This window comes from Sphingobacterium sp. Lzh-3 (assembly GCF_046764375.1).
In the GTDB taxonomy this organism is placed as follows: Bacteria; Bacteroidota; Bacteroidia; order Sphingobacteriales; family Sphingobacteriaceae; genus Sphingobacterium.
In genome coordinates this window covers 2,785,762-2,805,282 of the sequence record NZ_CP177226.1, presented here as the reverse complement: position 1 = coordinate 2,805,282, position 19,521 = coordinate 2,785,762, and the positions used below count along the sequence as shown (strand labels likewise).

Annotated in this window: 15 protein-coding genes; 11 read left to right on the top strand and 4 right to left on the bottom strand. The window is 41.6% G+C overall.

From position 1 onward, the window contains the following. The first annotated feature begins 18 nt into the window (after positions 1-18). The 11 genes from ACLCDV_RS11525 to ACLCDV_RS11475 all read left to right on the top strand — a co-directional run bounded on the left by ACLCDV_RS11525 (position 19) and on the right by ACLCDV_RS11475 (position 11,585). Positions 19-702: a hypothetical protein gene (locus ACLCDV_RS11525; protein WP_411973776.1), complete on the top strand. Its 684-nt coding sequence runs from the start codon at positions 19-21 to the stop codon at positions 700-702. A 223-nt stretch (positions 703-925) separates the two neighbouring features. Continuing rightward, complete coding sequence (locus ACLCDV_RS11520; protein ID WP_411973775.1) at positions 926-1,666, top strand: HmuY family protein; 741 nt, start codon at positions 926-928, stop codon at positions 1,664-1,666. 39 nt (positions 1,667-1,705) lie between these two features. After that, a complete protein-coding gene (locus ACLCDV_RS11515) occupies positions 1,706-2,692 on the top strand; it encodes a hypothetical protein (protein ID WP_411973774.1) in 987 nt (328 codons plus the stop codon). A gap of 67 nt (positions 2,693-2,759) precedes the next feature. After that, positions 2,760-3,329 (top strand): hypothetical protein, encoded by a 570-nt coding sequence (locus ACLCDV_RS11510; RefSeq protein WP_411973773.1) that lies wholly within the window; start codon positions 2,760-2,762, stop codon positions 3,327-3,329. Positions 3,330-3,434: 105 nt separating this feature from the next. Then, positions 3,435-4,406 carry a hypothetical protein gene (locus ACLCDV_RS11505; RefSeq protein WP_411973772.1) on the top strand — a complete coding sequence of 324 codons (972 nt, stop codon included), beginning with the start codon at positions 3,435-3,437 and terminating at the stop codon, positions 4,404-4,406. Between the two features lie 8 nt (positions 4,407-4,414). Further along, positions 4,415-5,557, top strand: a complete 1,143-nt coding sequence (locus tag ACLCDV_RS11500) for a cytochrome-c peroxidase (protein ID WP_317667051.1) — start codon at positions 4,415-4,417, stop codon at positions 5,555-5,557. Positions 5,558-5,754: 197 nt separating this feature from the next. Then, the gene (locus tag ACLCDV_RS11495) at positions 5,755-7,002 is read left to right on the top strand and encodes a S41 family peptidase (RefSeq protein ID WP_317667052.1); all 1,248 of its coding nucleotides are present in this window, start codon (positions 5,755-5,757) and stop codon (positions 7,000-7,002) included. A gap of 141 nt (positions 7,003-7,143) precedes the next feature. Next, entirely contained in the window at positions 7,144-7,707 is a 564-nt protein-coding gene (locus tag ACLCDV_RS11490) for a biliverdin-producing heme oxygenase (protein ID WP_411973771.1), read from the top strand. Positions 7,708-8,683: 976 nt separating this feature from the next. Further along, on the top strand, positions 8,684-9,826 hold the full coding sequence (locus ACLCDV_RS11485; protein ID WP_411973770.1) for a DUF4932 domain-containing protein: 1,143 nt from the start codon (positions 8,684-8,686) through the stop codon (positions 9,824-9,826). A 159-nt stretch (positions 9,827-9,985) separates the two neighbouring features. Then, positions 9,986-11,041: a ketoacyl-ACP synthase III gene (locus ACLCDV_RS11480; RefSeq protein WP_317667057.1), complete on the top strand. Its 1,056-nt coding sequence runs from the start codon at positions 9,986-9,988 to the stop codon at positions 11,039-11,041. Positions 11,042-11,393: 352 nt separating this feature from the next. Next, positions 11,394-11,585 (top strand): cold-shock protein, encoded by a 192-nt coding sequence (locus ACLCDV_RS11475; protein ID WP_070566486.1) that lies wholly within the window; start codon positions 11,394-11,396, stop codon positions 11,583-11,585. A 140-nt stretch (positions 11,586-11,725) separates the two neighbouring features. Here the strand turns inward: ACLCDV_RS11475 and ACLCDV_RS11470 are convergent, their stop codons facing one another. The 4 genes from ACLCDV_RS11470 to ACLCDV_RS11455 all read right to left on the bottom strand — a co-directional run bounded on the left by ACLCDV_RS11470 (position 11,726) and on the right by ACLCDV_RS11455 (position 19,467). Continuing rightward, complete coding sequence (locus tag ACLCDV_RS11470) at positions 11,726-12,319, bottom strand: TlpA disulfide reductase family protein (protein WP_317667058.1); 594 nt, start codon at positions 12,317-12,319, stop codon at positions 11,726-11,728. 604 nt (positions 12,320-12,923) lie between these two features. Then, positions 12,924-14,369, bottom strand: a complete 1,446-nt coding sequence (locus ACLCDV_RS11465) for a DUF4832 domain-containing protein (RefSeq protein ID WP_411973769.1) — start codon at positions 14,367-14,369, stop codon at positions 12,924-12,926. Between the two features lie 129 nt (positions 14,370-14,498). Further along, positions 14,499-15,992 (bottom strand): RagB/SusD family nutrient uptake outer membrane protein, encoded by a 1,494-nt coding sequence (locus ACLCDV_RS11460; RefSeq protein WP_411973768.1) that lies wholly within the window; start codon positions 15,990-15,992, stop codon positions 14,499-14,501. A 13-nt stretch (positions 15,993-16,005) separates the two neighbouring features. Continuing rightward, positions 16,006-19,467, bottom strand: coding sequence for a SusC/RagA family TonB-linked outer membrane protein (locus ACLCDV_RS11455; RefSeq protein ID WP_411973767.1), 3,462 nt, complete (start codon positions 19,465-19,467; stop codon positions 16,006-16,008). Positions 19,468-19,521: the final 54 nt, after the last annotated feature.

Here is a 19,521-nt window from a genome sequence, read left to right as displayed (position 1 = left end):
TACACAATTAAACTAAAGATGAATAGATTATTTACAACAGCAGCACTATTATGTGCATTGAGTTTAGGTTTTACTTCTTGTAGCAAGGATGATGATAAGGTGGAGCAAGTCGAGCCGGAATACCAAGCTAAGGTTATGGTCAAAGACGGTGAAACTGTTGATTTAACAAAGGTTTCCAAAACCATCAATTCACAAGGAACAATCAAGCGTACAGGCAATACCTACTCACTTCGTAACTTCAAACAATTTACAATCGATGAAGATGGAAAAGCAACAACAACTGCTGCGCAAACCTATTATTTTGATTTTAAAGAGAACGATGGACTACAAACGACTGATGCTCCATTGACCCTTATAGCACAACAACGCGTCATGGATGTGATTGCAAACACCACGAAATCATTTACACTATCCTATATAGATAAGGCTTATGAGACCGTCAATTCAGCTGATCAATTTGTAGCATTGACCGACAACAAAGCTGGAATTGTAATAGGTTCTACTGGTATTGGATGGGCAGGTTATAATATGACTACACACCATGTTATAGCTGTTAAGGACCGTACGTTTATTCTTTCAAAAGATGGAAAGCCATATTTTAAATTTAGAGTCAATAACGTATACTCGGATGAAACGCCTAATAAAGCAATTGCGTCAGATAATTATGTTTTCTACTCCATCGATTACCAAGAATTTAAATAGTATCAACATAGCAGCTGGTTAAAATTCCAGCGGCTTTTGTTAACCAAAAATCAAAAACCGAAAAAAATATATTAAATACCAATTTTCATACACACTTTATCAGCAAAAGATTTTATCTTTACTATTATTTAGAATAAATTTAAATAAAAATAAGATACTAACAACCCTACTACATGTATAGAAAAGGGACAAAGTATCAACTAACACAAAAAAACTAGTAACAATGAAAATAAAGAAACGCAGCAACCTATTAAAATTCATACCGGTATTGGCATTTTTAATTGTGTTGGGGTCCTGTAGCAAAAGCGAGCCCACAGTAGTAGAGCCTGAACCAGATCCTGTTGCACCAGAAGCTATGTTCAACCGCTTGATTACTGTTAAGAATTTTGGCGAAGACTTACCTGCTGGAAGTGCACCAACCACGGCGCAATCACCAATATATTACAGCCTGGAACAGAACAAAGCTGTGACACCGGATTATAAACTAACCGCACGATGGGATATCTCTTGCTCAGAAATATACCGCAGTTTTATCAATTGCAACAATACAGCAAACGGATTTGGAAAAGGTGGTCCAGGGAAAGGCGGTATCCTAATTGTCAAGAAAAAGTTCGAAGATGTAATCGATATCCCTTCAGATGCCGAGTTCCGCAAAGGTGAAAAAGCATATGGTACGGATGATTCAGGAGCTTTTGGTGAAGGCTTGGGTTGGTATTTATATGATTTTGATGGCGTAATCAAAGGTGGTGGAGCGGAAAACAAAAAACACGTTTGCTATCCAATTGAAAGCAATACATTGATCGTCCGTACAGCCCAGGGAAACTATGCCAAGATCAAGATACAAAGTATCTATAAAGACCTCTTGGATCCAAAAGATTGGTTTAAAGATTCACCAACACCCTACTTTTCTTTCCAATATGTACTTGCCAAAGCTGGCAGTACCAAATTTACAATCACTAACTAAAAAAATAAGCATAGCTTACTTATTAGACACTAAACTAACATGAAAAGAATATACAGCATTTTAAGCTTCCTTTTTGTAGGATTGCTGCTAACCCGCTGCACCAAAACGGAAGAACTAGCCTTACTTCCAGCAGATAAAATACTGGAATACAAAGTCACCAATCTTCCAAATGATGAAGTTATTTATGGAGCCATCGACAATGAGGCCAATACCATTACGGTATATGTCCCTTATTACTATGGGCTATTGGTGATAGATCCGAGCATTAAACTCTCCAATGGAGCGAGTATAGCCGAAGAAATTTTACCTGTTAAAACAGATGAAAAAAAACAGACGTATACTGTAAAGTCCGCTACAGGTACCACAAGAACCTATAGCTTAAAGATTGAATTACAAAGTACACCATCTTTTGAAGCGACTTTTGCATCGACATCTTCTATTTCGCTTACAAAAGGCCCTGGAGGTGCTTTTCCAGCCATTAATGGAACCTTTATGCATACCAATCCTTCATTGGTGAGTATTGCATTGATCAATCAAGAAACCAAGGAGCGATTTAAGATGGCTACGCCCAATAGCTTGAAAGTTTCGGTGATTGGATACCAATTAAGCTATACGGGTACCGAACGGGAAAACCGCATTCCATCCGATATTAAAGCAGGCACTTATGATGTAGAGGTGACCAACATCAACCATACCATTACATTAGCCAATCCGCTCAAAATTACATATCGTCAACCGGATGTAATTGTTAGCTTATCGGGTCTAAATTTGGCAAAAAATAAAGACTGGACCATTAAAGCCAACTTAGATAAAGTGATTTTAGATCCGACAGCTGTTATTATGACACTCAATGGAAAGGATTATCCATTGACCATTAAATCTTATAACCGTACCGAAATGACTGTTTCCTTACCAACAAATCTTCCAATCGGAACCTTTGATAACTTACAGATCAAATTCCAATTTAAAGACTGGGCCAATGTTGTAAAGACACAGTTGTCTCCAAGTACAATAACGGAATCATAAACAAGCATCCACAGTATGCCATGGTGGCATCAAAATTAAATAAATTAAAACAAGAGGAGATCTCAATATGAACTCAAACATCAAAACTATCTTAAAATCAGCGATGGCCGTGACTGTGCTATCGGCAGCAGTATGGGCAGGAGCCCCAACAACAGAATCAGCAGCAGCTCCTTTGGCGCTGACCCAAGCTAAAGCAAATAGTAACTACACTGTTGTAGGTCAATGGTGGAGCCCAGCAGCTGCAGCAACTTGGCCTGCAGTCTATGTCGACCTTGCTACAGGTGCACAAAGCTTAAGTAGCTCTGGCCAAGTTGCATTCTTTAGCCATGTAAATGGTTCAATCAAGGCTAATGGATCTTATTCGATCAGAACGGTAGCAAAAGACATCGCTTCCGTTACAGCATCAGATTGGGCAACAGCGACTCCAGTATCATCACAGGGTAGTGGCGAATGGTATGAATATGATTTAGATAGCCATGCAAACCAAGCAATCCAACCTTTGACAGTGTTGGTCGGAAATTCTTCCGGAGCTTCGTATGCTGTTAAGTTAATTAATTTTACAAATGTTGGCCAACAAGTAGTGGCAGGTCAATTACAAGTAAAAGCAGATACCAATATCGAAGTTAAGGCATTATAGTCCTTCCTATTTAATGAATGAAAGATTCCGCAACCTGGTGGATGGGTTGCGGATCTTTATAACCTAATCATCATCCGCATAACGATTTTTTAACCAAAAAAAATTATGCAACACTCATTTTTGAAAAAACAAATACATATCATTCAATTTCTAGCTATTTTTATGCTAGCATTAACATGCTGGTCCTGTAAAACCGAATACCCCAGCCTACCCTACAACGACATCGAATCCTTTAGCATTCAGGATGCTGATGGCAAAACCTTGTCAGCCAGTATTGTGAATGACCAGATTATCTTATATTGGCCACCCTTGGTGGAGCAGCCCGAAAGCATTACGCCCACTATTAAAATTTCGGAATTAGCGACAATTACTCCTGCATCTGGGACAGCAATACAGTTACAATTCGACAAACCAATTACCTATATTGTGCGGGCACAAGATGGTTCCAGCAAAAATTATACATTGGTATTCCAGTACAACCAGCCGCTGGTACAGGCAGAAATGAATCTGCTTGAAGGCAAATATTACCTTAGTTACCCAAAAAATGAGGATTTGGTAGTACGAGGAGAAAATATTTTGCCAGACGAGGCGCAAACCAAGGGCTATCTGGTCGATAAGGATGGAAAAGAGACCTTACTTTCTTTTTCTCAACCTCCAACATCTTTCATTGCACAATTTAATACTCCTGAAGATCTCAAACCAGGCAAATACCACATCAAACTGATCTCCGGACGTTACACGAAACTCACCGATGCTTTTGAGGTATTCTTACCAACATTATACAATGTCATAAAATGGCAGGATTATACTGGCAAAAAGGGCGGCGACCTGGTGCTGAACATAAACAGTAAAGAGACTTATGAACTTTATTTCAAGGCAGATTTTGACCATTTTATAGCGATTGATAACCTCAATAACGAATATACTATCAACAATGTAGTCTTTGATGTTGCAACGATGACGATAAAGCTATCCATTCCCGTATCTGTACAGGGAAACGCAATTAAATCCTTGAAGATGATGGATAAAAACGGGAACTTATTATCAGAAGGTGATTTTAACATCTCTTTAAATTAATTAATACCTTGCCTAAGATATTTTTGGCCGCATATTTTCGCTATCGTACAAAACCTTTAATAACAGCATGTTTCGCGGCACTGGCAGTATGCAGTTGCAACAAGAGCGCTTCTGTCCCAGAAGAGCCTACAGCTCCTACTTTCCCAGAAGAAACCTTACGTCAACAATATAGTAAATCGTTAACGCAATGGCCAGCTGCCACTTGGTACAACACTATCAAGGTACGTGAACTGGCCGCTTTACCCGAAAACCCATCGAAAGATAAGGCCGAGCTAATAGCACTTGGCAAAGCCTTATTTTTCGACCCCCGCACCGGTAATGGTATGAAGACTTGCGCTTCATGTCATAATCCGGACACCTACTGGATCGACCAAAAAACAACGGCAGATGGTATCGCACTGCATCACCGCAATACACCTTCTATGGAAAATGTCTGGTACCTGGAAGGCAAACTCTTCCACGATGGCCGCGCAATGACTTATCGAGAGCAGATTGCCGAAGCCATCAACTCCCCCATCGAAATGGGCGGCAATACAGCTGCTTTACCCGCTAAGCTGCAAGCTATACCAGGCTACCTCAGTTTATATGAGGCGGCTTACTCGAGCCAGACGATGAGCGTCGAAGGATTGCTGGATGCCATAGCAGCGTATTCAAGATCAATTAGCAGTGGTGAAACCGCCTTTGACCGTTTTATCAAAGGAAATTACCTGGCATTAAACGATGCACAGCTCGAAGGCCTCCATCTGTTTCGCACAAAAGGGAAATGCATCAACTGCCATAATGGTGCCTTCTTTACCGATCTTGATTTTCATAACCTGGGTTATGCTGTTACCAGCAAAGGTGCCTTGGACAATGGTCGCTTTGAGGCAACAGGACTGGAAACAGACAAAGGTAAATTTCGCACGCCGGGTCTGCGCAATGTGATCCATACTGCACCCTACCTGCACAATGGTAGTATTTCGAGCTTAGCTGAACTGATCAACCTGCTGAGTCAGGGCATGCCCCAAAAGGCGGGACAACAGATCAATGGCACCTTATCGCCGCATATCCAAAATGTCCGATTGAGCAGTAAAGAACAGGAAAATATCTTGGCTTTTTTGGAAAGTTTATCCAGTGTGCCAAGCAAAACAGAGCGACCTGTATTGCCCTAAAATAAAAAATCCCAAAGGGGATACCTTTGGGACATTTTGAATACTCCACAGTAGCGGAGGCATCAAAAATTAAATAAATTGGCACAAAATTAGGCTTTGATATTAAATAAAAAAGTAAAAAAGTATTAAATTTCAGATAATTATCCATTTTGTAGCGAATCAACTACAGGGATGAGGAACAAAATGCGCATCAAATAATGAGTCGAATCCGCCAAATAGTTGGTCTATTAGTTACAATAACTGCTATAACAGCTTGTCAGAACGGCAGTAAAACAACAACTCTGCCCGATGAACTTATTAGTCCAAAAACAGGAACAAAAAAGGAATTGACGCTCGACTCAATCTACCTGTATGCCAAACAGCTATACCGCTGGCAGGAATCTCTCCCTTCATATACCACATTTGATCCGCGGACGAAATATGCACAGATAGACCCCGAACAAACGGCTTATGAGCGGGCACTTTTTGCCCTCAGCCAATACGCTTTACACAAGAAAGATAGACCTTACGAATTGTCGACCATTCCCAATAAACCCAAATATTCATATTTGGAGCGTCGTCGTAACGACAAGAAAAGTAGTGGTCACATGGCCAGTATAGAAACAACCTACAGGTATGCTACACACCTGTCCTACTGGTCTGCGGGAAACAAACGGATTGCTTATGTTTACATTCCCTCCTTTCCCCAGCTCCAGACAGTGAAGGCCGAACTTGATCAGCTTGCAGCCGAACTGGCGCAAAAGCAAGTTACACATCTCATCCTCGATCTACGTCATAACGGCGGTGGTTATGTGGAGACCGCAGAATATTTAGCCAACCTCATTAGTCCAGCCAAACTGGATAAAAAAGTTATGTTCAGCGAGCAATTCCATCCGAATGTACAGCAAGGCAAAGCAAACCTACTCCTTAAACAACCCTATCTGGATGCCAATGGCAAAGTGGTCCAATACAAAGGCCGCCCTGCCACCCTCGCCGATGTGGATTATAGTGAAAAAGCCAATACACATTACTTTATCAAAAAGGGACAATTCAATTCATTACAGCAGCTGTCATGCATTGTATCAGAACGCACGGCTTCGGCAAGTGAACTCCTGATCAGCAGTTTCAAACCTTATATTCCCATACGCCTCATCGGTCAGCAGACATTTGGCAAACCCGTAGGTTTTTTTTCAGTCCACATAGGAGATTTCGATGTATACCTAGCTTCATTTCTCATCCGGAATGCCAATGGCTGGTGTGATTATTTTGATGGCATACCCGTCGACCTGGCCTTAGCTCCGGTAGAAACCTCCCGCCATCCCGGGGATCCAAAGGAAGCCTGGCTTGCAGCAGCGCTAAAGGACATTGTAAAAGACGAAAACCGCACAGCAATTTCGTCGGCTACTAATTTTTCGATGCCAGCAGACGAAAATTTGCTACTTAAAACAAACTTTAGGTTAAAGTAAAAAACTTATTGCAGCTGGATTTTATCATACTTATGTTTAAATTAAAACCATTTTTCATAGATGATAAAGCAGAAAACAGCATAAATTTGTGGAAATAAATACGAATCTTTGTATAGAATCGTTATAAATAAAAATAGAAACATGTTAAGTCAACATATCAAAGAGCAAACGCACGCAGCTCACCAAAACGTAGAAGGAACGATCGTGCGCCAATTGAAAAATATTCGTTCAGAAGCAGATTACGCCGAAGTATTGAAAGGCTTTTATGCTTATTTCCGCGCCGTAGAAGATAATATCGCTCCTTTTGTAACCGCAGAAGTATTGCTAGATTTGGCCGAACGCCGCAACTCATCTTACATCAAAAGCGACATCGAAGCTCTGGGTGGCAACGTAGATAACCTGCCGGAAGCAAATGCTCCAGCTGTAGCAAATGTACAGGAAGCACTTGCATCATTATATGTTTTGGAAGGTTCAATCATGGGTGGTCCGTATATCGTGCAGATGCTCAACAAATATGGCGTTACCAAAGGAACTTCTTTCTTCGAAGGTTATGGCGAAAATAGCCGTGAGATGTGGGCTGGTTTTACAGCCGTATTAAACAAATATTCAGAAGATCCTGCCACTTATGATCGCGCAGTAGAGATTGCAAACCAAACTTTTTATAACTTTGGCGAAGTATTCACTCCTATTGCCAGTGCGAACTAAAATTGGAGTGTTCGTGTTTAATCCCATAAATGGAGCAAAAAGATAACAAATCTAAATGGCTTAAGCGTGCCGGAATTGGAGCATTTCTCTTCTTTCTGGCCAAAGGACTTGTATGGCTCGCTGTATTCTTTTTCGCAGCGAAATCCTGCAGCATATCTATTTAACTAAAACATGAAGCCTTCATCTAACGCTCAAAAAGGGCGCCAGATGAAGGCTTCAATTCTATCGGAGCTTTTCCAATCCAATACACTTTTTGCTGCAGGCTAACCCGTTGTTTTTTTATGTCGTGGGCTAATGTCTTCGGCTTGCGTTCGTATTGTGTTCGTACCACCTTCGGAGATGAACAGACTTGCAACAATTATTGACCAGCTTTTCACCAGAAAATTCCTGTTTAGGGTCTGGTCGAAAGCTGGTCAAAATTTGTAAAATATCTGCTTGCTTCCGAACAAGGGGCGAATAAGGTACGAATCAGGTACCAATCTTTTATGATTGATAACCTGACATAACATTTCTTCACTGATAGAAATTCCTCACAGACCGGCTGTAATTGCCTTTCCCAGGGAATTTTTCATAAAAGTTCTGCGTCTCACTCGATAAATTTTAATAGCACAGAATTCTGTGCCAGTGCGTGTCTACCCTTAAGACTGTTGCTGACACCGGAAAGATGCGACGAAATTTTTCGCTCAAACCAGCCCATATAGTGCGCTATTAAACATAAAAGCGAAAGATTTCCTCAGTATTAAGTTAAGCTCAATATCAAATTGAACGAATCGAATACACAACCGCTTCACCTTAAAAAATCATTCCTGTTTGAGCAAATTTTATTATAAAACAAGCAGAAATCTCCCTATAATTGCATTCTGGAATATTTCATCGAATAATGAAATTACCCAATCCGAAACAACAACGTAATCAACTGAAGTAAGAATGTCGTATTTACGGTATCCATCAATAATCGCATGAAATCAACAATACTATGAAAAGAAACATCTTTTTAATTTTAACCAGTTTTGTCTTAACCCTAAATATAGCCCTTTGCCAAGAGAAGGATGTCGATTTCAGCAAAGCCTATATTGCCCAAAATGACGGCAAGACAACTATTGAAATCAATGAGGCACAGGAACTCATCTATATTATCTTTGCAATAACGAATTTTGGAAAAGAAAATCCGAACATGACCAAACAGAATACGGCGTATTTTGAAGAGGTCAAATCGCATTTTACCCCATTTTCCAATCTGCCTATCGTAAAGAAATTTGACCAGCAACTACGGGAGAATCTTACCAACTATTTCCTCCTGGCGGCCAATGTCTATGGCTTTAGATTCAAGAAGGATGAACTAATGCCGACAAACATCTATATTTTTCCAGCAAAAGGGGTCGGAAAACATCAGATCAAATCTAATCCCATTCCCGGCTATAAAAAAGAGCTGGAAGAATTTGCCAGACAGACAGGATACCGCGCATTCTACAAACAGCATCAAGCCTACTACGACAGCCTTCGTACAGCATATGAGGAGTATGCTTCGATTGCCGAGCAAAAAGAATGGTTAGAAAAGAAATTCGATTATACAATCAATAGCTATCGTGTATTGACTTCCCCGCTGATTGCCGGGATGAATGCGACCCACACCTTCAAGTACAAAGGTTTCAAAGAAATTTTGCTTTTTTTACCCACCCTCCGCGAAGACGAATCCTGGAGCCCCAAATTCAAAAAAGCACTCAATACACGCATTATTTTTACGGAGATAGACCACAACTACGTGGGTCCATTGAGCGAAAAAAACAAAAAACAGATTGATACAATATTCAATAATAGGGACTTATGGGTCGATGTAGAAAACAAAAGTACGGTTCATTATCCAAGTCCGGTAAAAGTATTTGATGAGTATTTAACCTGGGGACTTTTCATCTTATATTGTTACGATAAGTTTGGAGATGATCATGATCTTTTTGGCCAGATTGTTGAAAACGTCAACGATATGATGGTCAATAAAAAAGGATTTCCCAAAGCAGATGAATTTAATGCTGAATTGTTCCGTGTTTATAAGGAAAGTAAAAACAAAGATATCCAGAGCCTATACAAGCCATTGTTAGACTGGTGCGAGAAAGAAAATTAGCACCATCCCGATAATATTTAGTAAATTGAAGGCAAGAAGGAAACAAGCCACTAAAAATGTGAATGTATACGACCACAAGGAATCAGCATAGCATAAGGGGATGATCGTCGATATATTTAACACATTTACGCCCTTTCATTTGGGTACAGAGCAAAAATTATGAACATTAGGATCATTGGTTCGGGCAGTTTCATCCCTTCGAATCGCATAAAGAACGCATACTTTAAGGACCATCTTTTTTTAGATGAAAACGGACTGCCTTTCAATCAGCCGGCTTCGGTCATTGAAAAATTTAAGGCAATTACCGGCATTGAGGAACGTCGTTACGCCAACCCTAACCAGGTGGCTTCAGATCTGGCTTTTAAGGCTGGCCAACTTGCGATTGACGATGCAGGCATTGATGCCGAAACATTGGATTATATAATTGTAGCCCACAATTATGGCGATATTCCACATGGTAAAATTCAGTCGGATACGGTCCCAAGTTTAGCAAGCAGAGTGAAGAAAAAGCTCGGGATCAGCAATCCAAAATGTGTGGCTTATGATCTGTTATTTGGTTGTCCCGGTTGGAACGAAGGCGTATTGCATGCCAACGCTTTCATAAAATCAGGGATGGCAAAACGCTGTATGGTCATTGGCGCAGAAACCTTGTCGCGTGTTGTCGATCCTTTTGACAGAGATTCGATGATCTATGCGGATGGCGCTGGCGCCGTAATCATCGAAGCCACTACGACAGAGCAAGGGCTCCTATCACATGAAAGTGCTACTTATGCGCTTGAAGAAGCGAACTATCTCAATTTCGGGAGCTCTTATCAACAAGAGCAGAACCCCGATATACGGTATATTAAAATGAAAGGACGTAAAATCTATGAGTTTGCACTCAGCAAAGTTCCTTTAGCCATGCAGGCTTGCCTTCAAAAAGCGGATATTGATATCACGGCAATCAAAAAAATATTGATCCACCAGGCCAACGAGAAGATGGACGAAGCCATTCTGATGAGATTCTATGCACTATACGGTAAAGTACCCCCGCCCGATATTATGCCAATGACCATCCATACATTAGGAAATAGCAGCGTGGCAACCATTCCTACGCTCTATGATCTCATTGCCCGTGGTCAATTAGACAATCAATCCCTGCAAGAAGGCGATATCATCCTATTTGCATCTGTTGGCGCCGGTATGAATATCAATGCTTTTACTTATCGGGTTTAATGTAATTTTGCGACTATATCGTGTAGCTATTAGGCTAACACAGAGCCTGCATAGGATTTATTTCATAAAAAATAACAAAACACTGTATATATCAATATTTTATACTTAAATTTGTCTTATAATCGGCTCCGCCTTTGCTTATCTGAAATTGTCAAGTTATACTTAACACTCAGTTTTCGCATTTTCAGAAGCTTTTTTGTTAGCAAAACGGAGGTAAAGACCTTTTTGGACTTGAGTCAATCCAAGATCATTAAAATCAATTCCTATTTCTTGCAAAAATCGATTAACTATTGTTCATATTCATTTATCACAATAGTGCAGTACAGATTACTTTAATATAATTTATAAAACAATGCAAGAAGGAACTATTAAATTCTTCAACCAAACAAAAGGTTTTGGTTTTATCACGCCTGCTGGTGGTGGAGACGACATTTTCGTACACGTATCTGGTTTAATCAACGAAGTACGCGAAAATGACAGTGTAACATTTGATGTAGAAAATGGTAAAAAAGGCGTTAATGCAGTTAACGTACGTATCGCATAATTAAGTAAACACACAAGAAGATAATTTATTTATCTTCTTGCGAAGTGTAACGGGCAACCGTTACACTTTTTTTTATCCATTCCATACCCAAGTAGCGCAAAAAATCGGACGATTTATCAGTCTGGCATATGGAAGACTTTTTACAATCCAGCCAACATCACTTCTTCCTGTCGCAGAAAATATGGACTGTTATCTTTGAATCTCCCACGCTTCCTCGAATACTTTTTGATGATATCAACAACAACATCATCGGTAAGCTCATGCCCCTCTAACGTAGGAAAACCTTCCCAACGTACAATGCCATCCGGATCCACTAAAATACAATGTGGAATTCCCTGTACTTCGAGCTGTTTCTTCAACTTCCCTTTCGTATCGATCGCTGAGAAATAGTCTATCTTAATTTCCTTTGCCTTTTTAATGACTTCTGCTTTCTCATCCGAAAGGCCAATGATCACGAGTTTATCACCATACTTCTTATGCCACTCGTTGAGTTCGGGAATTACTTTCCGGCAAGGTCCACACCAGGTAGCCCAAAAATCAATGAGGATAAACTTATCCTTTGTTTCAGGCATATCAGTCAGCCATTGCTCCACCTCCAGTTTCGGTGCCTTTTGATTCAAAATTGATTTTGCCCACAATTTCTTATTGTTGTTGCTTTCCTGGGTATGACCGATTACATGGATCAGGCAAAGCGTAAATAGTAAGAAAGCTCTTAGGATAAATTTTACATTCATAAAACAGCTTGTTTAGTTCCCCTAATTTATGGATTTTTTTCCACAATCATTTGATCCTTTCATCCCACATATCGATTTTCAAAAGCGACCTTAACTACCTTTATGAGGCAAAATGCAATCTGCACTTTTAATTGATATAAAACACACAAAACTCTGTATATAAACAATTAGAAAATTTTACAGAAATAAAACCGCACTAATCTATTTGTTGTACGGCTCATAATTTCCAAATCGAGCCATACCGACATCCTTAAAAAATAATAGCGTACCATCGACATTGCCACGTCAAAAACAATATCCTAATCCATCCTCGCAGAAGCTAAATCGAGGCGCTCAGCAGACAAATGCAACGAAGTAGGCGAACCCTCTTATCTTATTGGTCAAGATAACGCACAAACAGATCGCATTATCCTGTGAGAAAGTGTAGGATAGCTCTAGTTACAAACGCTATTTTTTTCGAATTACATCACTCCTGTAAGATCTATGGAGTGCCTAAGCACGCAACTGACAAAATGGCAAAAATCAAAAAAAAATAAACCATAAAGATCTACTAATAATATATTTAAACAAAATCACATAAACAGATAATTACACATTATTCTCTTTACAAAACATCAACGTTGCCCATCGCATACCATCCGTCGGCAGTTCGCCCAGCGATAGCAAGACGAACTTTTGCCTCACCTGTATTATGGTCGACTATCCCCACCTCCACGTTATATCTTCCAGTTTTTAATTCATAAGGAATAAAAATATCCTTGTCATACAGAATGTCTCCAGGCAACCATGTTGTCAAGTCTGCATCAGTAAGCCGACTAATCTCCCCTTGCTCATTCTTAAGCCGTATAGCCAATGAAAATTGCTTTTTATACAGCGGCGCTACTCCTTTGTTTTCCCACCATGAGCTAAAATCCATTTTTTGTCCGCGGACCACCTCCTTTGGATAAGTCATCCTTTTAAGCACAAAGCGGTAGCCCATCTTATTGAGCCATCTATTCACATGGGGCCACCATTCGCTTGGGATGGCCGAAGACTTCGCATTGAAACTTGAAATATGCCATTTCAGCGACTGATCGATGATATAATCGATATCCCAGCCCTCATCTTTCCACTTCTGCATAACCCAGCAGACCTCCAGACTTATTGGGGCCTTTCTCCAGGCATCCTGCATACCGAAACCAACAATTCCCTGTGGATAATAGTCGTACATATGGGACCAGTTGTCGTCAAAACCGCCCAAATCACCCAAACAATCGATACGCCAGCCCACAGGTCTTTTTGAAAGAGTATATTGTTGGGTTTTACGATCGGTCAATAAGGTGATTAAGGGGGTTTCCTTAAAATTATCGGTGTACGCATCGACCAGGCTTTCACGCGTAGCCTTAGATAGCTCTATCGTACCCCGGCCCTCGCCCCAAAAACCCACAATAGATAGATCGACCGCTTCCAGATCAGGATGCCCATCATAGCGTTGCGCGAGTTTCGTAATCATATTTCCAAAGTATTTTGCGTAGCGGGCATCTTCGGGGTCAACCCGCCAGCCCGCAGAATCCACAAACCACTCATTTTTCTTACCGACCATTGTACGATACCAGTCAGGTACATCATTGCCTTTATCCTCGCCCTCCCCATAGGGTGCGATCCGTAAAAGTAAGGTCTGCCCTCGTTGATGTGCGGTTTTTAAAGCTTCATCGATCAATGCCCAGTTGAATTTTCCCTGCTTGGGCTCTAAAAAGCGCCAATACAAACGGAAGTATGCGATTGTGGTATTTGGATAATCCTTATTTTTCAGGTTCCGAACCTCACCTTGATATGCTATTGGCTTGCCCTCCGTCCAGGTCAGGTCGCGGTTTAAGCTATCTCCATTAAATCGCTGAAAAGTCATAAAGCCTATCCCCGGATTGTCCAATACACTGTCGATTTCTTTTGGCAATATTCTGACGATCCCTTCTTTCTTGTAGTCCACAATTTGTGCCTGTGCATTTGACGTTAGCAGCGAGTCGGAAATAACAATTAAAAAAAAACTAAAAATGAAAAATAGTTTATGCATAGTAAGTTGTTTTAAAAAAAAAGCGCCAAGCTCAGCAGCTGAACATTGGCGCCTTGAAGAAAGACCTTGATGGTCTGTTTTTATTCACTATAACCGGGATTAATTACACCTAGATTATTACAACCCGGATTAATTATAACCCGGATTTTGTTTAATTACCCCATTCGTTTCATTAATCGCCTTACGCGGAATCGGCCAAAGCACAAATTCGGGTTTCGCAAACTGAGAACCATCCGCTTTCGCACGCTCAATATATGTCCCCCAGCGGATCAGGTCCTCCCGTCGGATCCCACCTTCGCACCAGAATTCATAAAGACGCTCATCCATCATTTTTTTGCGGAACTGATCTTTCGTCAGATTTTGACTCCATGCCGCCAAACCAGCACGTTCACGTACTGTCTTCACCAGATCATAGGCTTCTTGGGTTGGACCTGACAATTCATTGATCGCTTCGGCCATTGACAGCAACACATCCGAATACCGCCATACCACGATATTAACCCCATGCTTCTCACCTGTCGCACTCGGATCAACACCATATTTCATTGGTATCGCACCAATTACGCCGTTAGCACGTGCATCATAGGTTGTACCATCCGTTGTTGTCCATTTGGTCAGTAGGCGCTGCTTACGCTTGTCATTGCTTTCAAACTTATCGTAGGTCTTCCACGGCATTTTATATCCGCCCCATTGGGTCAATGCCACGCCGGTCGGGTCGGCATAATTTCCAGGAAGGGCATGTGCTAACCATAAGTTGGCGCTCTTGGCATCTATACGGGTCGGTATCGCAAAAATAACTTCCTTGTTGTCACCATTATTCTCGATTGTAAAGATATCGGCATAATTAGCTTTGAGCGAATGTCCTAATTTTTGCAGTTCCCGCCCATACTTGATCACATCATCCCAGCGTTTTTCCTGCATATACAGCTTTATCAGTCCCATCATACAGGCATCTTTCGTAAAACGTCCATATTCTGAGGATGGCAATGCACTCGCCAAAGGCAGTACTTCTAGGGCTTCTTTATAGTCCTTTTCGATTTGGGCAACCATTTCGGCTTTTGTAGGCCGGGCAATTGGTGGCGAATTGGGATCCGCAGCTGCTACAGCATCCAATCTTAAAGGCACTGGTCCATAGTAGCTATACAGAATCCAAGAATAATGTGCCCGCAGCGCTTTTACCTCACCAATGTAAGTCTGCTTCACTTTGTCATCGATGGTCATGCCCGAAAGCCTATCCATTACAATCGTTGCATTGGTCACTGCCGGCATAAGATTGTTATAGAAAACGAAGAGTGCATCGCCCGGAAAAGTTTCAGAAAGATTCAGATTGTTGAACATAGGCCAGCCTGGCCAGCCCCATGAACAGATGAGCTCATCTGTCGTCGCGCTCGACTGCGGTACAATACCCCCGAGACCGCAGCCCCAGATACTATACCCATCATCAGGATTCAACGTAGAATATACCGCCGTAACAGCTAATTTGGCATCTTCTTTTGTTTTGTAAAATGATGTCTCACTGAATTTATCGTAAGTGACTTCTTCCAATGCTTTTTCGCAGGATGTTAGTGCCCCGGCCACCATAAGTGCAGCTACCAGTTTTATATATTTTCTTCTTGTAATCATGATATTTGTCTTTTTAAAATCCAACACTTGCGCCCACGGTAAAGGATCTTGTCATTGGATATGCATATAGATTTTGTAATTCTGGATCTACTCCCCTGTAGTTTGTAATGATAAACGGATTTTGGACATTTAGGTACACCCGCATGTTTTTAACAGTTTTTTGCTTTTGAATAAGTGATAGCGGAAGTCGATAGCCTAATGTGATATCTCGCACACGGAGAAAGTTTCCATTTTCTACCCAAAAATCAGAACTGCTGGCATAGCTGCTGTAATTGCCGTTCAAACCTGTCGGCATGGTACCATCGGTATGGTCATATGCCCAACGATCTTTCGCTACCGAAAGAACATTCCAGCCATAGGCACCTAGTTTCGCATACACATCGGAATTGTTGGAATAATCACGATTGATTTTTTTCTGAATTAAGCCATAAACATATACCGAAAGATCAAAGTTTTTATAGCTAAACTGATTGTTCATCCCGAAACTATAGTTCGGCACGGGACGACCATTACCTGTCGGATCATTATTCGTGTGTAACTGCACCATATCAGCGGTAGACAATTTGCCGTCAGGTTTTCCAGTTAGGTTTCCGTTGTCATCATAACCATTGACATCTTTTATGATAATTTCACCGGGCAAAATTCCAGGCATCCAGCTCGGTGCAGACATCGTTGCCGGATTGTAGATCCCATCCGACAAATAACCATAGCCTGCGTTAAAGTTTCCTTTTTCGGCTTCATAACGCGGCAGGGACTTGAGTGCTTCAGGCGCCCGACTTACCCAATAGTTTTTATAGTGGGAAAAATTTATTGTCGTATTCCAGTTGAAGCCATCCTGCTGTACAAAGTTTTTGGTCTGTAGATTTACCTCCCAGCCCTGGCTACGTGTCTTTCCTGCGTTTATGCTTGCCTCACGCACCACATAGTCTGAGTTCAGATTAATGGTGCTCAGGAGATCCGTAAACTGACGGTTGAAATAATCAAAACTACCGCTAATACGCCCCTTTACAAAACCGAAGTCCAAACCAAGGTTAAATTCTGTCTGTGTTTCCCAAGTCAGGTTGGGGTTACTGATCTGCGATAACTTAACACCGGGTAGGTTGACACCACCGATCACATAAGGCGAATTGTTGTCATAGTATTCAAATGCACTACCTCCGATTGCCGAATTACCAACAGCCCCATAACCTGCACGTAATTTCAGGAAGCTTATGACTGGAATTGCCTTGATAAATTCCTCTTCGGACACTACCCATGCGGCAGATATCCCTGGAAATGTTCCCCATTTTTTGTTGGCCGCAAAATGGGATGCGCCGTCTTTACGCACTGTACCCGACAAAATATATTTGCCATCATACTCATAGACAACACGGGCGAAATAGGATTTCCAAATTCTATTTGCATCTTTAAAACTACCTAAATAAGGTCTTTGGGCAGTACCAAGTCCGAGATTGTAATAAAGGAAGTTATCGGTTGGAAAATGATCATTTCCTGTATTGAGTCCATCGCGTTCCGAAATCTGGTACGAATGTCCGAGCAATGCCGTCAGGTGCCCCTTACCAATATCCTTTGCGTAATTCAACGTATATTCCCGTAATTGTGAAGAGGCATTTGTTTCGAATACGCCAGCCATACCTTCAGCCCGCGCTCCATATAAAAAGGTCCGCGGATAATACAAGCTCCGTTTGGCAGTACTCTGATCGTAGCTAAAACTAGCTTTTGCAGTCAGTCCTTCAAAAATCTTCCATTCCGCAAAAGCCGAAGTTAACCAGCGGTTAGACTTTGTCAGGTCCGTAATCGTTAGAAACGACATCGGATTGGGCGTATTTTGGTAATCGGGATTGATTGGATAATTCCCCTGTTCGTCTTGAAACGGCATCGTAGGTGGATAGTAAAAAGCCGCCCCAATCATACCGGAATTTTCGTATACGCCATCCCCCATACTACCGTTGTTGGCTTTGGAGCCCGTAGCGATCACATTCACTCCTACCTTAATATTTTCACCGATTCCCTGATCCAGATTGAATTTACCCGAATACCGCGAATAATCGGAATTGCGGAGCACACCTTCCTGGTTCATATAGTTTCCAGACACATAATAATTAGTCTTATTGCTGGAGCCAGACATGGACAGGTTGTGCTGCTGTGTGTTTCCCGTACGCATGATCGCGTCAATCGCACTTGGATACACAGTCTGTTTATCGATCTGATCCTGCGTGTATTTAGGCACAAAAGCACCGACCGAATTTGGATCGACATTTCCATAGGGACCTATCTTATTATCCAGCATCCATTTTTCGCGAAGAATGCGGTTACGTTCCGTCATATAGTCCTTGGTCCCAAGGATATCGTAGTATTTTAACGACTTTTGAACAGCATGACTAAAGTCATATTGAATTGTCGGCAGCCCCTGCTTCCCTTTTTTTGTCGTGATCAGCACCACACCACCGGCAGCCCGGGCACCATAGATTGCGGTCGCACTCGCATCTTTCAAAATGTCAATGTTCTCAATATCATTAGGATTGATAAAATTTAATGGTGAACGGTTCACACCCCCCGAACCATATCTTGTATTTGTCGTGGGTTCGCCCGCATCGTCATTGATGATAACACCATCCACGATATATAATGGCCCCATCGAAGCAAACGATGCGTTACTCCGGATCTGCACCGACACACCCGCTCCAGGTTGCCCCGATGTTTGCACGACATTGACACCGGCAGCCCTTCCGGCAAGCCCCTGCGCAAAGTTGGTATTCGTTGCATTGTTCACATCGCTCATTTTGACCGATGCCACCGCCCCCGTCAAACTCTTCCGTTTTTGCGTACCATACCCCACAACAACAACCTCATTCAAAGCATTATCCTCCTTTTTCAGATTGACGGTCAAAGGAGATTGACTTGTTGCGACAACTTCCGATGTAGAGAAGCCGACAGAGCTAATAACCAAGATAGCTCCATCCTTTGCTTCGATGCTAAAATTACCCGCGTTGTCTGTTTGTGTTACTTTCGCCGAACCTTTCACTTTGATCGTCACGCCACTCAACGGGGATCCACTCGCATCCAGCACTTTGCCCTTGATCGTTTCTTGCTGTTGATTCTGTTCAGCGTTTACCGCAGGTTGTTTCTTACGGTGCAGCACAATGGTATTGCCTTTGATCTCATAACCTACGGGCTGATCCCTGGTCAGGGCTTCCAGACTTTCACGCAGGCCTTTATTCTGTAGGTTTAGCGACACAGGATGTGTATCCCCAAGATGTGTCTGTACAAGCACCAGCTCGTAGCCACTCTGTTTCTTGATCGACTCCACCGCTTCCCGAAAGGTAACTTTATTCAAATTTAGTGATATGCGTTGCGCATTAGCCGTCACATGTAACTGACTGCTAAAGAGCAGCAAAAAGGCTGGAACTACTTTTTTGACACTAGAAGGCATAGTCCAGCGGCACAGGTTTTGTGCTTGTTGATTAAAATTCATAAATTTAAGCATGTTTATGGTTCCTATAATCATTGATTATCAGAACCTATTTCC

What these genes read in the sequence shown, in the direction of transcription:
- ACLCDV_RS11525 (WP_411973776.1), top strand. Translation starts at nt 19, where the DNA reads ATGAATAGATTATTTACAACAGCAGCACTATTATGTGCATTGAGTTTA.
- ACLCDV_RS11520 (WP_411973775.1), top strand. Translation starts at nt 926, where the DNA reads ATGAAAATAAAGAAACGCAGCAACCTATTAAAATTCATACCGGTATTG.
- ACLCDV_RS11515 (WP_411973774.1), top strand. Translation starts at nt 1,706, where the DNA reads ATGAAAAGAATATACAGCATTTTAAGCTTCCTTTTTGTAGGATTGCTG.
- ACLCDV_RS11510 (WP_411973773.1), top strand. Translation starts at nt 2,760, where the DNA reads ATGAACTCAAACATCAAAACTATCTTAAAATCAGCGATGGCCGTGACT.
- ACLCDV_RS11505 (WP_411973772.1), top strand. Translation starts at nt 3,435, where the DNA reads ATGCAACACTCATTTTTGAAAAAACAAATACATATCATTCAATTTCTA.
- ACLCDV_RS11495 (WP_317667052.1), top strand. Translation starts at nt 5,755, where the DNA reads ATGAGTCGAATCCGCCAAATAGTTGGTCTATTAGTTACAATAACTGCT.
- ACLCDV_RS11490 (WP_411973771.1), top strand. Translation starts at nt 7,144, where the DNA reads ATGTTAAGTCAACATATCAAAGAGCAAACGCACGCAGCTCACCAAAAC.
- ACLCDV_RS11485 (WP_411973770.1), top strand. Translation starts at nt 8,684, where the DNA reads ATGAAAAGAAACATCTTTTTAATTTTAACCAGTTTTGTCTTAACCCTA.
- ACLCDV_RS11480 (WP_317667057.1), top strand. Translation starts at nt 9,986, where the DNA reads ATGAACATTAGGATCATTGGTTCGGGCAGTTTCATCCCTTCGAATCGC.
- ACLCDV_RS11475 (WP_070566486.1), top strand. Translation starts at nt 11,394, where the DNA reads ATGCAAGAAGGAACTATTAAATTCTTCAACCAAACAAAAGGTTTTGGT.
- ACLCDV_RS11470 (WP_317667058.1), bottom strand. Translation starts at nt 12,319, where the DNA reads ATGAATGTAAAATTTATCCTAAGAGCTTTCTTACTATTTACGCTTTGC.
- ACLCDV_RS11465 (WP_411973769.1), bottom strand. Translation starts at nt 14,369, where the DNA reads ATGCATAAACTATTTTTCATTTTTAGTTTTTTTTTAATTGTTATTTCC.
- ACLCDV_RS11460 (WP_411973768.1), bottom strand. Translation starts at nt 15,992, where the DNA reads ATGATTACAAGAAGAAAATATATAAAACTGGTAGCTGCACTTATGGTG.
- ACLCDV_RS11455 (WP_411973767.1), bottom strand. Translation starts at nt 19,467, where the DNA reads ATGAATTTTAATCAACAAGCACAAAACCTGTGCCGCTGGACTATGCCT.